Below are 15,511 nucleotides of genomic sequence, written 5' to 3'. Positions count from 1 at the left end.
GTTAATCGGGCCAGAGCCAAAGTCCGCTCTTTCAAAAATATGAATTTTTTATAAATCGATCTCAATATGTTGTGTTTTTCTGAGAGGTTAGTATACTATATATAGTGTTAAGAGATTCATTATTTTTGATAGGTCGTGATAAGGATGGTTCAAATCATATTTGATTCAAAGACAGGGAATGTTCAGCGTTTTGTGAATAAAACAGACTTTCAGCTGATCCGCAAGGTGGACGAAACGGACCACGTGGACACTCCGTTTGTTTTGGTCACCTACACGACAAACTTCGGCCAGGTACCGGCATCAACACAATCATTTCTCGAAAAATACGCCCATCTCCTATTAGGAGTCGCTGCGAGCGGCAACAAAGTATGGGGCGATAACTTTGCAAAAAGCGCCGATACCATTTCAAGACAATATCAGGTGCCGATCTTGCACAAATTTGAACTCAGCGGCACATCTAAAGACGTTGAATTGTTTACTCAGGAGGTAGAAAGACTTGTCACAAAATCAAGTGCCAAAATGGATCCAGTTAAATAACGAAATCATGATCCAACAAGATGGAAAATTCCAGTTTGATAAAGATAAAGAGGCTGTACATAGCTATTTTGTTGACTATATCAATCAAAACACAGTTTACTTTCACGATTTAAAAGAGAAGCTGGATTATTTGATTGAAAACCAATACTACGAAGAGGAATTCTTAAGCCTTTACTCTTTTGAAGACATTAAAGAAGTGTTTAAGACAGCTTACGCAAAGAAGTTTCGTTTTCCTTCCTTCATGAGTGCGTTTAAATTTTATAATGACTATGCTTTGAAAACGAATGACAAGAAAAGAATTCTCGAGCGTTATGAGGACCGAATCTCAATCGTCGCGCTGTTCTTCGCAAACGGCGACACTGAGAAAGCAAAAGAATATGTAAACCTGATGATCAATCAGGAATATCAGCCGAGTACACCGACATTTTTGAATGCCGGCAGAAAACGCCGCGGAGAACTGGTGAGCTGCTTCTTGCTCGAAGTCAATGATTCCTTAAACGATATTTCACGGGCGATCGATATTTCCATGCAGCTGTCTAAATTGGGCGGCGGGGTTTCTCTTAATCTGTCCAAGCTTCGCGCGAAAGGCGAAGCGATTAAAGATGTTGAAAACGCCACAAAAGGTGTTGTAGGCGTCATGAAGCTTCTTGATAATGCGTTCCGTTACGCTGACCAAATGGGCCAAAGACAAGGCTCAGGCGCGGCGTATTTAAATATTTTCCACCGCGATATCAATGATTTTCTTGATACGAAAAAGATTTCTGCGGATGAAGATGTGCGCGTCAAAACGCTTTCTATCGGTGTCGTCATTCCGGATAAGTTCGTTGAGCTTGCACGTGAGGATAAAGCGGCTTATGTATTCTATCCGCATACGATTTATAAAGAATACGGCCAGCATATGGACGAAATGGACATGACGGCGATGTATGAAGAGCTTGTCGACAACCCGCGTGTCAAAAAAGAAAAAGTGAATGCGCGCAAATTGCTTGAAAAGCTTGCCGTTCTCCGTTCTGAGTCAGGTTATCCGTACATTATGTTCCAGGATAACGTAAACAAAGAGCACGCGAATAACCACGTATCAAAAGTGAAATTCTCGAACCTTTGCTCTGAAGTGCTTCAGGCGTCACAGGTTTCGGCTTACACAGATTATGACGAGGAAGACGAAATCGGCTTGGACATTTCCTGCAACCTTGGTTCATTAAATATTTTGAATGTCATGAAACATAAATCGATTGAGCGCACGGTGAAACTCGCGACGGATTCCCTGACTCATGTATCTGAGACGACGGATATCCGCAACGCGCCGGCAGTCAGACGCGCGAACAAAGCGATGAAGTCAATCGGTTTAGGCGCCATGAACCTTCACGGCTACCTGGCCCAAAACGGCATCGCGTATGAAAGCCCGGAAGCAAGAGATTTCGCGAATACGTTCTTTATGATGGTGAACTTTTATTCCATCCAGCGTTCAGCTGAGCTTGCGAAAGAAAAAGGCGAAACGTTTGAGCATTATGAAGGCTCCACTTATGCAACGGGAGAATATTTCAATAAATACATCGAAAAAGAGTTCTCACCGGCATACGAAAAAATCGCTGCGCTCTTTGAAGGCATGCACATTCCGACAATCGAAGACTGGAAAGAGCTGAAGGCGTTTGTCGCTGAAAATGGCATGTACCACAGCTACAGACTGTGCATCGCGCCGACAGGCTCCATTTCCTACGTCCAATCCAGCACGGCGTCCGTTATGCCGATCATGGAACGGATCGAAGAAAGAACATACGGAAATTCAAAAACGTATTACCCGATGCCGGGGTTAGCGTCTAATAACTGGTTCTTCTACAAAGAAGCTTATGATATGGACATGTTCAAAGTGGTGGATATGATCGCGACAATCCAGCAGCATATCGATCAGGGAATCAGCTTTACCCTGTTTTTGAAAGATACGATGACAACTCGTGATCTGAACCGTATTGATCTGTATGCCCACCATAGAGGCATCAAAACCATTTACTATGCAAGAACGAAAGATACCGGGCAGGACAGCTGTCTTTCTTGTGTCGTTTGATTAAAGGAGAGTTTACAGTGACAAAAATTTATGACGCAGCAAACTGGTCAAAGCATGAAGATGATTTCACCCAAATGTTTTACAACCAAAACGTAAAGCAGTTTTGGCTTCCGGAAGAGATCGCATTAAACGGCGATCTTCTCACTTGGAAGTATTTGGGTAAAAATGAGCAGGATACGTACATGAAGGTGCTCGCCGGCCTGACACTGCTTGATACAGAGCAGGGGAACACGGGCATGCCGATTGTGGCCGAGCACGTCGAAGGCCATCAGCGAAAAGCGGTTCTTAATTTCATGGCGATGATGGAAAACGCGGTGCACGCAAAATCATATTCAAATATTTTTATGACGCTTGCTCCGACTGAAACGATTAATGAAGTATTTGAATGGGTTAAACAAAATAAATATTTGCAGAAAAAAGCGCAAATGATTGTCGGGCTTTACAAAGCCATTCAAAAAGATGATGAAATTTCACTGTTCAAAGCGATGGTTGCTTCCGTCTATCTGGAAAGCTTCCTTTTCTACAGCGGTTTCTATTATCCGTTATATTTCTACGGACAAGGAAAACTGATGCAAAGCGGTGAGATCATTAACCTGATCCTTCGTGACGAAGCGATTCACGGCGTGTATGTCGGTCTCCTTGCTCAGGAAATTTATAATAAACAGACAGAAGAGAAAAAAGCAGAGCTTCGTGAATTTGCGATTGACCTTCTGAATCAGTTATATGAAAATGAGCTTGAATATACAGAGGACTTGTACGATCAAGTCGGACTCTCACACGATGTAAAGAAATTCATCCGCTATAACGCCAATAAAGCTTTGATGAACTTAGGGTTCGATCCTTACTTTGAAGAAGAGGATATTAATCCGATCGTATTAAACGGATTAAACACCAAAACAAAATCACATGATTTCTTCTCCATGAAAGGGAACGGCTACAAAAAAGCGACGGTAGAACCGATTAAGGACGAAGATTTTTATTTTGGCCAAGATGAAGAGCAGATATAATATCTGCTCTTTTGGCTTGAATGGAGAGGTAAGACAGGAGGAACGGGCATGAATAAAATGGATGAAATCATCTTGGCTGCACCGCGGAGTGACGTCTTTCAAAACGAAATGCTGACATTTCAGGGAGTCAACAGTGAGGATGAACGTATCGTAAACATTATGGCTCAAATTGAGGCGCATTTTTTTGAAATCAGAAGAGGCGACGCGGAAGAGGACCCGCGATTTAAACAGCCGATTCCGTATGTCGTCATCCGCCGTGATGATGAGGTGTTTGTGTATGAACGGCTCGCGGGCGGAGGGGAATCGCGCCTCCATAATAAGCTTTCTCTCGGCTTCGGCGGACACATGAACCCTATGGAAGGGGCGGCTTCATTTTCGGAAGTGCTGAAACAGAATACCGACCGGGAGCTGGCGGAAGAACTGTACATTCGCGAGGAGGACAAACAAAACATTGTCACACTCGGCCTGATCAATGATGATGAAAACGATGTAGGGAAGGTGCATATCGGCATCCTTTCTGCGCTCCAGTTAGCGTCTGCGGCACAAGTCGAAGTGAAAGAAAAAGATCAAATCGCCGGGCGCTGGATGAAACTGAGCGAACTGAAAGAGGAAAATGTGTATCAGCGTCTTGAAGCTTGGTCTCAGTTTGTCGCCGATATACTTCAATAACAAAAAACCCCCGTTCGTCCCAAAAAAGGGAGAGCAGGGGTTTTTTCATTTAGTCTTGCACAATGAAGGCATCAAATCCGGCTTTTTCGGCCCGTGCTGCCAACGCTTCAGCATTATCTTTGGAAGAGAATGCGCCGATCTGCACTTTAAATAAGCCGCCTTTTGGAAGCACAATCGCGTCAAAACCTTTAGACACCGCATCGGCGGCAAGCGCATCAGCATTTGCTTTCACTTTGAATGCACCGATTTGCACTTTATATAAGTCAGCCTTTTTTTTTAGACCGAAAGCTTGCTCCAAGCCCTTGGCATGTCCTCTTGCAAGGCTTTCAATAAAACTGGCTGTTTTCAGTTTGTTTGCATCAGCTGACGTATCAACAAAACCATTCTCCGTCAAAATCGCCGGCATACTTGTCTCCCGCAGCACATGGAAGTTAGCTGTTTTTTTTCCTCGGTCATTAAAACCTGATGCTTGAATCACTTGCGTGTGGACGGCTGATTGGTAAGTCGAGGTCGGCGCTCCGACACCGGGGTAAATATAGCTTTCGAATCCGGTTCCGCCTCCTGAGTTAATATGAATGGATAAAAAATAATCTGCGCCCCAGCTGTTGGCGGCATCCGTTCTTTCCGTCAGGCTGACCGTCTTATCGCTTGTCCTGCTCATCGTGACAGAAACTCCTTCATACTCATTCGTCAGAATCGTGCGCAAAGCCAGCGCGATCTCCAGCGTGACCGCTTTTTCCTGAAGTCCGTTTCCGGTTGCACCTGAATCAGTTCCGCCATGACCGGGGTCTATAAAAATTTTAACCATTCTCCATCACCTCATTACAGCATATGATGATATTCAAAAGGTGCTTGTACGGCTGTCATTCATGAAAAAAATGAGAAATATACCCAACATTTCCCGGAAAATAAAAATAAATGGTTTGTCCTCCCGTTTCTGCTGAATACAATAAGAAATGAAAAATATTTCTCGGGAAAGCGCAGGATTCAACATCATTCCCGAAGAGAACGGAAAAAGTGACAGATAAAGAGGAAAACGGGCCTCATGATGATAGGCGGATGTCACGGAACCGCTTCATCATGAGTAAGATAAAGAGAGAACAGAGAGGTGAACATGTTGGAGCGCGCTGTAACCTATAAAAATAACGGACAAATTAACATTATTCTTAATGGCCAAAAGCAAGTGCTGACAAATGCGGAAGCTGAGGCGGAATATCAGGCCGCCCTGCAAAAAAATGAAGCCAAGCACAGCATTCTGAAAGAAATTGAAAAAGAAATGAACACATTAGTGGGTATGGAAGAAATGAAACGCAACATTAAAGAAATTTACGCGTGGATATTCGTCAACCAAAAACGGGCCGAACAAGGGCTGAAAGTCGGAAAACAAGCTCTTCATATGATGTTCAAAGGGAACCCCGGCACCGGGAAAACCACCGTTGCGAGACTGATCGGCAAGCTTTTCTTCGAAATGAACGTGCTTTCCAAAGGACATCTGATCGAAGCGGAACGTGCCGATCTGGTCGGTGAATACATCGGACACACGGCGCAAAAAACGAGAGATCTGATTAAAAAATCGCTCGGGGGCATTTTATTCATTGATGAAGCATACTCACTTGCAAGGGGCGGAGAGAAGGATTTCGGTAAAGAGGCGATTGATACGCTTGTCAAGCATATGGAAGACAAACAGCATGAATTTATTCTGATCCTGGCAGGGTACTCGAGAGAAATGACACATTTCCTGTCATTAAATCCCGGCCTGCAATCGCGTTTCCCTATCAGCATCGATTTTCCGGATTACTCTGTCACTCAGCTGATGGACATCGCAAAGCGCATGATAGCAGAGCGGGAGTATCAATTAAGCCAGGAAGCCGAGTGGAAGTTAAAAGATTACTTAATGACAGTGAAAAGCACGACAAGCCCCATTAAATTCAGCAACGGGCGCTTTGTCAGAAACGTGATTGAAAAATCGATCCGCGCTCAGGCTATGAGACTTTTAATGGGAGACCAATACTTAAAAAACGATTTAATGACGATCAAGAGCCAGGATTTACTTATAAAAGATGAGGCGGCAGCTCACGAATAGACCTCTCAGCCGGTCTGAGGGGTCTCTTTTTTATTTCTCTCTTTAAAACCCGCCGGATGTGTGGTATACGCCCTGCGGGTTTGGTATGATAGTACTACTGCCCAATACGACACAGAAAGGAACATCCATTTGAACGAACAGGAAGGAAAAAAAGAAACGGTCATTTTGGTCGGCTGCCAGCTTCCGCACATGACAGATGAGCACTTTGAACATTCCATGGAAGAGCTTGCTTCATTGACAAAAACGGCTGACGGAACGGTGCTGACCCGGATTACGCAAAAACGGAACAGAGCGGATGCCGCTACATATATAGGCAAGGGGAAAGTAGACGAGCTGAAGGCGCTGTGTGAAGAGCTTGAAGCGGATCTGGTCATTTTTAATGATGAACTGTCACCGAGCCAGCTTAAATCACTTGCCACTGCAATTGAAGCGAAGATCATCGACCGCACGCAGCTTATTTTGGATATTTTCGCAAAAAGGGCGAAGACGAGAGAAGGAAAGCTTCAGATCGAATTGGCCCAGCTTCAATACGCGCTGCCGCGTCTGAGCGGACAAGGAATCAATCTCTCAAGACAAGGCGGCGGAATCGGGACGAGAGGGCCCGGTGAGACAAAGCTTGAAACAGACCGGCGCCACATTAGAAACCGCATACACGAAATTAACGTGCAGCTTTCAACGGTTATCCGCCACAGAAGCCGTTATCGGGAGAGACGAAAAAAGAACGGCGTGCTTCAGGCTGCACTCGTCGGGTATACCAATGCCGGAAAATCAACATGGTTCAATCAATTAACGAGCTCAGACAGCTATGAAGAAGATCTGCTGTTTGCAACACTTGATCCGATGACGAGAAAGATGGCGCTCCCAAGCGGCTACAGCGTCCTTTTGTCTGATACGGTCGGCTTCATTCAGGATCTGCCGACGACGCTGATTGCCGCTTTCCGCTCAACACTTGAGGAAGTGAAGGAAGCAGACTTGATCATTCATGTCATTGATTCATCCAATGAAGATTATGCCGGGCATGAACAGACTGTCCTCGGTCTGTTAAAAGAGCTTGAGGCAGATGATATTCCGGTGCTGACCGCTTATAACAAACGTGATGAGACACTTCCTGACTTCATCCCGACAGCGGGAGAAGGCCACATCATGATCAGCGCCAGAATCGCCGGGGATGAAGCAAAACTAAAAGCGGAAATCGAAGCTTATTTGCGCCGGGAGCTGATGACGCCGTATGAAGTTCATGTGCCTGCCGCCGAAGGCAAATTGATGTCACGCATCAAATCAGAGACCATGATCGACAGCCTTTATTTTAATGAAGAAAATGAACGCTACGAAGTCTCAGGTTATGTACAGGAAGAACAAAGCATACTCGGAGAACTGAAGAAATTCATGTAAGGAAGGTATACACAACATGTTTGACACACTGACCCACGGCGCTCTTTTACAAAAGGCCGCCGAAGAAACAGAAGCGGAAATCTCCGCCGTTCATAAAGGAATAGAAGAAATCAGTGAACGGAATGAATGGAGAGTCCTGCAAAGCTACAGAAAACATAAAGTAAGCGATACGCATTTTACGCCTTCAACGGGATACGGTTATGACGATATCGGACGAGATACACTGGAGAAGATCTATGCTGATGTGTTCGGAGGAGAGGCGGGACTCGTGCGGCCGCAAATCATTTCCGGAACGCATGCGATTTCAATCGCGCTCTTCGGTGTGCTGAGACCCGGGGACGAATTGCTTTATATTACAGGCAAGCCTTACGATACACTCGAGGAAATCGTCGGAGTAAGAGGCGGGGAGTATTCAGGCTCGCTTAAGGAATTTCAAATCGGATACAATGCAGTCGATTTAACATCAGAAGGCAGAGTGGACTTTGAAGCGGTCCGGGCTGCAATCCGGCCGAATACAAAAGTGATCGGCATCCAGCGTTCAAAAGGATATGCGAATCGTCCGTCTTTCAGAATAAATGAAATTGAAGAGATGATTCGTTTCGTAAAGGAAATCAAAGAAGATGTCATTGTTTTTGTGGACAATTGCTACGGAGAATTTGCAGAAGAGCGGGAACCCTGCCACGTCGGAGCGGATCTTATGGCCGGCTCCCTGATTAAAAACCCGGGCGGCGGCCTTGCTAAAACGGGCGGCTATCTTGTAGGGAAAGCCAAGTGGATTGAGGCCTGCTCTTACCGGATGACCTCCCCGGGAATCGGAAGTGAAGCCGGGGCTTCGCTTTATTCACTGCAGGAAATGTATCAAGGTTTCTTTCTCGCTCCGCATGTAGTGGCGCAAAGCTTGAAGGGAGCGGTATTTACCGCCCGTTTTCTTGAAAAGCTCGGCTTTACGTCAAACCCTGCATGGAATGCGCCGAGAACGGATCTGATTCAATCAGTTGAGTTTCAGGACCCTGAAAAGATGATCGCTTTTTGCCAGGCGATACAATATGCTTCACCGATTAATGCGCATGTGACGCCTTATCCGAGCTATATGCCGGGATATGAAGACGATGTCATTATGGCAGCGGGCACTTTCGTACAGGGAGCAAGCATTGAATTATCAGCAGATGGACCTATCAGACCGCCTTATGTTGCGTATGTCCAAGGAGGATTAACCTACGCGCACGTGAAAAATGCGATTTGCAGCGCTGTAAATGCTTTAATGGAAAAAGAACTGATCTAGGCCGTTTGCAATTTTCAAAGAATTTGATGTTAAGATTCCTTACATTGTGTTGACACAAAATATAACATCACCTATAATGAGACTAAGATAAGAAAAGGAGGAAATTGAGATGAGTGATAACATTCGCCGCTCAATGCCTTTATTTCCAATTGGGATTGTCATGCAGTTAACAGAACTTTCTGCCCGGCAAATTCGATATTATGAGGAAAATGGATTGATATTTCCAGCGAGAAGCGAAGGAAATAGACGATTATTTTCATTCCATGATGTAGATAAACTGTTAGAAATTAAAAATCTGATTGAACAAGGCGTCAATATGGCGGGGATCAAAAAAATTCTGGATAAGGCATCTGCCGAACCGGAAGAAAAATCCGAAAAAACCGCCAAACCGATGAAGCACGATCTGTCTGATGACGAACTCAGAAAGCTTCTGAAAAACGAACTGATGCAGGCAGGCCGTTTCCAGCGGGGAAATACTTTCCGCCAAGGTGACATGTCCCGATTCTTTCATTAATCCGTTAGCAACTGTTTTGCTATATACATTTACCTTTTAGAGGAGGAGTTTTACGAAATGGCAAAGTACACAAGAGAAGACATCGTAAAATTAGTAAATGAGGAAAACGTAAAGTATATCCGCCTTCAGTTCACAGACATTCTCGGAACGATTAAAAACGTGGAAATTCCTGTGAGCCAGCTTGAAAAAGCACTTGATAATAAATGCATGTTCGACGGTTCTTCCATCGAAGGTTTCGTCCGTATCGAAGAGTCTGATATGTACTTATATCCTGATCTGAACACATTTGTAATCTTCCCATGGACTGCTGAAAAAGGTAAAGTAGCACGCTTCATCTGTGACATTTACAATCCGGACGGCACGCCGTTCGAAGGTGACCCGCGTAACAACCTCAAACGGATTCTGAAAGAAATGAAAGAACTCGGTTTCAGCGATTTCAATCTTGGACCTGAGCCTGAATTCTTCCTGTTTAAATTAGATGAAAAAGGCGAACCGACGCTTGAATTGAACGATAAAGGCGGATACTTCGACCTGGCTCCGACTGACTTGGGAGAAAACTGCCGCCGCGATATCGTGCTTGAGCTTGAAGAAATGGGCTTTGAAATCGAAGCATCTCACCACGAAGTTGCTCCGGGTCAGCACGAAATCGATTTTAAATATGCCGGTGCCATCCGTTCTTGTGACGACATCCAAACTTTCAAACTGGTTGTCAAAACGATCGCCCGCAAACACGGTCTGCATGCGACATTCATGCCAAAACCGCTGTTCGGCGTAAACGGTTCCGGTATGCACTGTAACCTATCACTCTTTAAAGATAGCGTTAACGCATTCTTTGATAAAGACGCTGACCTTCAGCTGAGTGAAACAGCAAAACATTTCATTGCCGGTATCGTAAAACACGCGACAAGCTTTACGGCTGTCACAAACCCGACAGTGAACTCTTACAAACGCCTTGTTCCGGGCTATGAAGCACCTTGCTACGTGGCATGGAGCGCGCAAAACAGAAGCCCGCTGATCCGTATCCCGGCTTCCCGCGGCATCAGCACGCGTGTTGAAGTCCGCAGCGTAGACCCGGCGGCAAACCCGTACCTGGCGTTAAGCGTATTGCTTGCAGCAGGCCTTGACGGAATCAAAAACAAACTTGAAGCACCTGCTCCGATTGACCGCAACATCTACGTCATGAGCAAAGAAGAGCGCATGGAAAACGGCATCGTAGATCTTCCGGCGACACTGGCGGAAGCTCTCGACGAATTCAAATCAAACGAAGTCATGGTTGCAGCGCTCGGCGAGCACCTGTTCGAACACTTCATCGAAGCAAAAGAAATCGAATGGGATATGTTCCGCACACAGGTTCATCCGTGGGAGCGCGAACAATACATGTCTCAGTATTAATCTCTCAATCCCTTGGCACTATTGGTGTCAGGGGATTTTTTGGTTTCTTAACAAGTTTAATATCTTAATATAAATCAAGTATCACCCACAAAACACCCACAAAAAAACAATAAAAACTTACTCCATAATTGTGGAGGTATAATCCTTGTACTTATTCATTGAATCTCTGTCAATTTTTGTGCTGATGTGTGGGTAAATATCTGATGTAACTTGAATACTTTTATGGCCCAGTCGTTCTTGTATTATTCGATATTTGAAAGGTGAATACTCGGATCATGAACATAGTGTGAAACAGACCATAGATAAAATTATTAATTATTACATGGGCATTGATCAAGATATTAATAGAAAAATAGACGACTGGTTCAATCATGATTTTGAATCAGTTATGAAAGTGATGAAATTACTCGTTCTCTTTTGGGAGAACGGCTGGAGGGAGCTAAAAGAATCCGTTTCAAACTTTGAGAGCGAGGAAAAGGACCAGCTTTCCATAGAAATTTATGATGGGGACATGTCGTATTTTAAGGGGAAGAAAGCATGACAATTATTCACTGTAACTAATCGGAAACGGAGTTAAAAGAAATTCTGGGCAGCATGGTCATAATTGTGGATACGAGGGAGCAAAAAAATCAGCATGTTCTTGATTATCTCCGTAAAAAGAAAGCGGCAATTAAGTTCAAAGGAAATTTGAATGCAGCAATTGCGGAAAAACGGAGTGGACGAGCTGGTGCAGTCGAGAAAAGACCGCTCCCGTTCTGAAAATGAATTGATTCGGGCATCCAGGCATCCTTTCACTCTTCTGGTGGAAGAACTGGAAGGATACCAAAAGATTCTCATCGGGAAATATCGTTCAAAGTATGAACCGAAAGCGTTGCTGGGTAGCTTGAAAACATTTGAAGTTCGTTACAATTTTTCAACGGTATTTATCAGACCTACGCTACCGGAAATTACATTTACCACCCCTTTCTTTATATGGCCCGGGAACTGTTGAAAAGCGGGCTTGTGTGAATTAAATCTTAAGAAGATCAAAAGGAGGAAATAGTAATGGGATTAGTCAGGAACATTGTATTTGGAGATTTTGCATGCATTGGAACCGACCGTGAGTTTGTTTTAGTTATTAAAAATAAAATATACGGCCCCTTTAAGAATTGAAGAAATGCTTTGGAAAATAATGTTGTAATTGAAAAAGATTAAGAAGCATGAAACTAATAAAAAGATAAAGGGGCTATAATATTACAGCAGAGCATGTGCAAACTCTGTTTAAATGTCAAATAAATTTATTCTAGAAAGAAGAAACTACTCCATTGCACTATAGGATGCTACTCCATCAAACTTTCGTTGGCTGATTTGTACACCGTTTATTCTGCATTGTCCTGAAGGGTTTTGTATTGGATAGACTACATATAAATGTTCTCTACCACGCGAGTCAAAGAATACTCTGTGAATAAATACACGTGTACCAACTTTCCAAAATTCAGTGTCTGCAGGGGCTCTAACAATTTGGCCTACGCGACCTTCATACTTTCTTTGATCGAATTCATCATGAATTCGATATGAATCAAATTCTTGGTTAACTGAATATGGAACAAAATAAGGGTAATACACTGGATACATTCTCAAACAGCTCCTTTGGAAAATTATTTACAGTGGCATCTTATTTCCAAATTATGTATTACGTGTTAGGTAAATTTTATCGTTCTTGTTTTAGGTATTTAATCACGCGCTTGGGTTTTTATAAACTTGATATTGAATAAAACATTGCCTAATTATGAAAGGAGGACGGGTGTGACAGAACAACTTTCATTCCTTCATCCAGTAGATTTGAAGGCAGTCCGTAAAATCGTGATCAAAGAACTCAAAGATTATCGAGCATTAAAAGTACAGCTTGAGAATAAAAAGGAATCGGTTGACGCTGGCATCAGCCCGTTTCCTTCAATCAGAGATTCTTTCATATATTAAATGAACTGAAGGTTAAGCAGATGGAAAGGGCGTTAGAAAACAGCCTGGATGATGAAGAACGCATGATCATTGAGAAAAAATCCTTAGCAGCCAGCCAAACGAAAGACATCCATATTTATATGGAACCTGGGATTTCAGTATATGCTGGAGCAATTGCAGGGGCAATGTTTGCTGGTAAGTATGCCATAAAAAAAGTATCCGATTATGGAAAGTACGGAATTTCTTATAATTGGATAATTGGTACCCCTGTTGTTGTACCTTGGAGAAATGGTTAATTATTAAGGTGGTAATGTCAAATGAATCGTATATTAGTCTCAATAGCTATTATTATATTCTTAATTGAATATATTGTGGCTCCACTCACAGATATAGATACCGGAAAATACGGCACGTTTATAGGCTTAATATTATTGAGTATTACGGTTCTAAGGCTATCTGATAATGACAAATCATAAAATTTTGAAGGGAGCAGACTTAGGTCTGCTCTTTTTTGTTTATTTTATTTGGGTGTAAAACACGACAAATAAGCGTCAAATTTCCGACAAAACAGGGAACAAATTGGGGGAGAAAAGGGGGACTATTTATGTTTGAAATCTCGATAAACTTAACCTATCAACAAAACACGGGTGACGCGCCTAACCCTTATTAATGGCGTATCCGGATACGGGACAAAGGTGTTGAGGAATGAAGCCGAACGAGAGGAACATTCTGAACCTGGATAGCAGCTAGTCTGCGGCGGCCGTATCGGGGAATAGTAATTTCGTTTTACCTTCGATCTTACTGTACTTGGCTTCCTCTCGAAGTATGTGTGAGGCGCAATTCTTATTAAGCGATTAGCAAAAGGAGTTGATAAAAAAGAGCAACTCGAAAAGCGTGACAAACTGTAAAATACAGACGGGTTTCAGTGTTTTACCCTTAATAAAAAGACCGGGGTGTTGTTATCGCCCCGGCTCTGTAATAAAAGATGCCCATCAAAGGGCTTGCTCATCTGATATTCATGATAGACCTATTCCTTCAGGTTCTGAGGCTCAAGGGAGGTCTGTTTTTTTCTTATATACGTCAACAGTGCGTTATAAATGGCTCGAATAAACCATTTATATGTAAATAAGGATATTATAAGATTTCTTCATTTTCTTTTGAAATTTGATTTCTTTTAGGATGAAGGCTAAATGAAGCCAATTATGCTCTAAAATGGAACCGGCCATTTTTATTTTCAAAAAGCAGGAGCTTCATCAATTTTGATACGAAGTAAACTATAAGGTTTCTGTCGTAAGTCTTTTCCATAATGAAATCTAGCCTGCCGATGTAATTGGTTCACGATGACATATAAGTATTCATCCGGACCAATCGAAAAAGTATCCGGCCATAAAATTCTCGGATCATGTGCGATGGTTTCCATTGTGCCATTCGGCAGCATCTTTCGAATACTATTGTTCTCATAATCTCCGGCATAAATGGCGCCTTTTGCATCTGTAATCATTCCATCAGACGCGCCTTTTTCTCCCCAATAAGCTACATGATAAAGTAAATCCATGTCCGGTATATTTCTATCTCTCAGGGCTTCTGTTGAGATCGAGAACAGATGACGGCTGGTCAGTGGGCAAAAAAATAATACTTTTCCGTCAGGAGAAATCGCAATACCGTCGGATGCCAGCCTAAATGGGGAAGTTGAACCATCCCTGTTACGATTCATCAAAATTTTGCCTTCTACTTTCGGTATAAAATAGGAATCCGGTGAAGTAGGATTTGTTCCATTTAACCGTCTGCATGCATTTCCGGTTTCCAAATCAACGACGATAATCGCTCCTGGTCCTTTGGAAGAAGAATCCGTTATATAGGCATAACCTGCAGTTCCAACACGAAAATCAAATCGGACATCATTCAGGTAAGTTGTTGGCAGGACAACATCTTCTGTAAAGGTATACACTCTTCTGATTGTATTGGTTTTTAAATCAACAGCGACTAATTTTGCCCCGCCTTTAATTGGTTCAGAAAAATTGGGCGCCGCTGTATCTAGTACCCAAAGCGTTCCCCTTCCATCAGCAACTACACTTTGGGCACTGATGAAAGTCATTTTGATAGTCTCGGGGTTAACCAAATTGGTTTGTAAATCAGGATAAGGCTGCAATTTATCCCCAACTATTTCTGCCACCGTAAATTTAACATCGTCTCCCCATTTCGGAAAACAAATGAAAATACGACCAGTTTCCGAAACCGTAACACCGGTAGGCATAGCTCCATAAAATGCATAAACCAGTTCTAAATCACCAAAATACTTTTCAAAAGGCAGCATAGGTTTCATAATATCCTCCTCAACCAATTAAACGGGATATCACTTATATATGATTCTCATTTTTTCTAGTGCCTGTTTATTAATACGTTTTTCTATACGAAAAGATGATGGAAGTGCTTATCATTTTATAAGTCAGTCAGGTGACACAGGGGGTTTTTACTTAACGTCTGTCGAAGCAGTCGGCAATTACAACATGGTATGTCCTTTGGTCGGTTTTAAATTCTCTGAAAAAAGAGTTGAAAAAGCAGAAAAGATTTTATAATATGAAATCAAGTTAGTTTGTTCGGTCAACAAACTAATGAAACCCGCTTTAATTATCCA

The 15,511-nt window shown here is 43.0% G+C and carries 14 protein-coding genes and 1 pseudogene; 13 read left to right on the top strand and 2 right to left on the bottom strand.

From position 1 onward, the window contains the following. Positions 1-144: 144 nt before the first annotated feature. Genes nrdI through K3G25_RS09070 form a run of 4 tightly spaced genes read left to right on the top strand, consistent with a single transcriptional unit; the run spans position 145 to position 4,275 of the window. Positions 145-537 carry a class Ib ribonucleoside-diphosphate reductase assembly flavoprotein NrdI gene (gene nrdI, locus K3G25_RS09085; protein WP_014417834.1) on the top strand — a complete coding sequence of 131 codons (393 nt, stop codon included), beginning with the start codon at positions 145-147 and terminating at the stop codon, positions 535-537. After that, positions 497-2,599, top strand: coding sequence for a class 1b ribonucleoside-diphosphate reductase subunit alpha (gene nrdE, locus K3G25_RS09080; RefSeq protein ID WP_007611605.1), 2,103 nt, complete (start codon positions 497-499; stop codon positions 2,597-2,599). The genes nrdI and nrdE overlap by 41 nt, the downstream gene beginning before the upstream one ends. A gap of 17 nt (positions 2,600-2,616) precedes the next feature. Continuing rightward, entirely contained in the window at positions 2,617-3,606 is a 990-nt protein-coding gene (nrdF, locus tag K3G25_RS09075; protein WP_012117608.1) for a class 1b ribonucleoside-diphosphate reductase subunit beta, read from the top strand. 48 nt (positions 3,607-3,654) lie between these two features. After that, complete coding sequence (locus K3G25_RS09070) at positions 3,655-4,275, top strand: hypothetical protein (protein ID WP_012117609.1); 621 nt, start codon at positions 3,655-3,657, stop codon at positions 4,273-4,275. Positions 4,276-4,324: 49 nt separating this feature from the next. On the opposite strand, the gene K3G25_RS09065 is transcribed toward K3G25_RS09070, so the two are convergent. Further along, entirely contained in the window at positions 4,325-5,083 is a 759-nt protein-coding gene (locus K3G25_RS09065) for an N-acetylmuramoyl-L-alanine amidase (protein ID WP_088056503.1), read from the bottom strand. 306 nt (positions 5,084-5,389) lie between these two features. Between K3G25_RS09065 and spoVK the strand changes: the two genes are divergently transcribed. The 9 genes and pseudogenes from spoVK to K3G25_RS09020 all read left to right on the top strand — a co-directional run bounded on the left by spoVK (position 5,390) and on the right by K3G25_RS09020 (position 13,172). After that, positions 5,390-6,358, top strand: a complete 969-nt coding sequence (gene spoVK, locus K3G25_RS09060) for a stage V sporulation protein K (RefSeq protein WP_015417523.1) — start codon at positions 5,390-5,392, stop codon at positions 6,356-6,358. Between the two features lie 129 nt (positions 6,359-6,487). Continuing rightward, on the top strand, positions 6,488-7,750 hold the full coding sequence (gene hflX / locus K3G25_RS09055) for a GTPase HflX (protein ID WP_015239904.1): 1,263 nt from the start codon (positions 6,488-6,490) through the stop codon (positions 7,748-7,750). 16 nt (positions 7,751-7,766) lie between these two features. Further along, positions 7,767-9,032: a methionine gamma-lyase family protein gene (locus K3G25_RS09050; RefSeq protein ID WP_232489690.1), complete on the top strand. Its 1,266-nt coding sequence runs from the start codon at positions 7,767-7,769 to the stop codon at positions 9,030-9,032. A gap of 109 nt (positions 9,033-9,141) precedes the next feature. Then, the gene (locus tag K3G25_RS09045; RefSeq protein ID WP_232489689.1) at positions 9,142-9,546 is read left to right on the top strand and encodes a MerR family transcriptional regulator; all 405 of its coding nucleotides are present in this window, start codon (positions 9,142-9,144) and stop codon (positions 9,544-9,546) included. Positions 9,547-9,603: 57 nt separating this feature from the next. Further along, entirely contained in the window at positions 9,604-10,938 is a 1,335-nt protein-coding gene (gene glnA / locus K3G25_RS09040) for a type I glutamate--ammonia ligase (RefSeq protein ID WP_007410365.1), read from the top strand. A 286-nt stretch (positions 10,939-11,224) separates the two neighbouring features. Beyond that, positions 11,225-11,479, top strand: coding sequence for a hypothetical protein (locus K3G25_RS09035; RefSeq protein ID WP_224759936.1), 255 nt, complete (start codon positions 11,225-11,227; stop codon positions 11,477-11,479). A 53-nt stretch (positions 11,480-11,532) separates the two neighbouring features. Continuing rightward, positions 11,533-11,946: pseudogene (locus K3G25_RS09030) on the top strand (ERCC4 domain-containing protein). A gap of 777 nt (positions 11,947-12,723) precedes the next feature. Continuing rightward, entirely contained in the window at positions 12,724-12,897 is a 174-nt protein-coding gene (locus tag K3G25_RS09025) for an ArpU family phage packaging/lysis transcriptional regulator (protein WP_014417984.1), read from the top strand. A 20-nt stretch (positions 12,898-12,917) separates the two neighbouring features. Then, positions 12,918-13,172, top strand: a complete 255-nt coding sequence (locus tag K3G25_RS09020) for an ArpU family phage packaging/lysis transcriptional regulator (RefSeq protein ID WP_232489688.1) — start codon at positions 12,918-12,920, stop codon at positions 13,170-13,172. A 938-nt stretch (positions 13,173-14,110) separates the two neighbouring features. Here the strand turns inward: K3G25_RS09020 and K3G25_RS09015 are convergent. Beyond that, on the bottom strand, positions 14,111-15,199 hold the full coding sequence (locus K3G25_RS09015) for an L-dopachrome tautomerase-related protein (protein ID WP_014417986.1): 1,089 nt from the start codon (positions 15,197-15,199) through the stop codon (positions 14,111-14,113). Between the last annotated feature and the right edge of the window lie 312 nt (positions 15,200-15,511).

Origin of the sequence: Bacillus sp. FCW2 (genome assembly GCF_021228595.1) — a bacterium.
Lineage (GTDB): Bacteria > Bacillota > Bacilli > Bacillales > Bacillaceae > Bacillus > Bacillus velezensis.
Note: the sequence above shows the minus strand (reverse complement) of the source record. Positions and strands in the feature narration are given on the sequence as shown.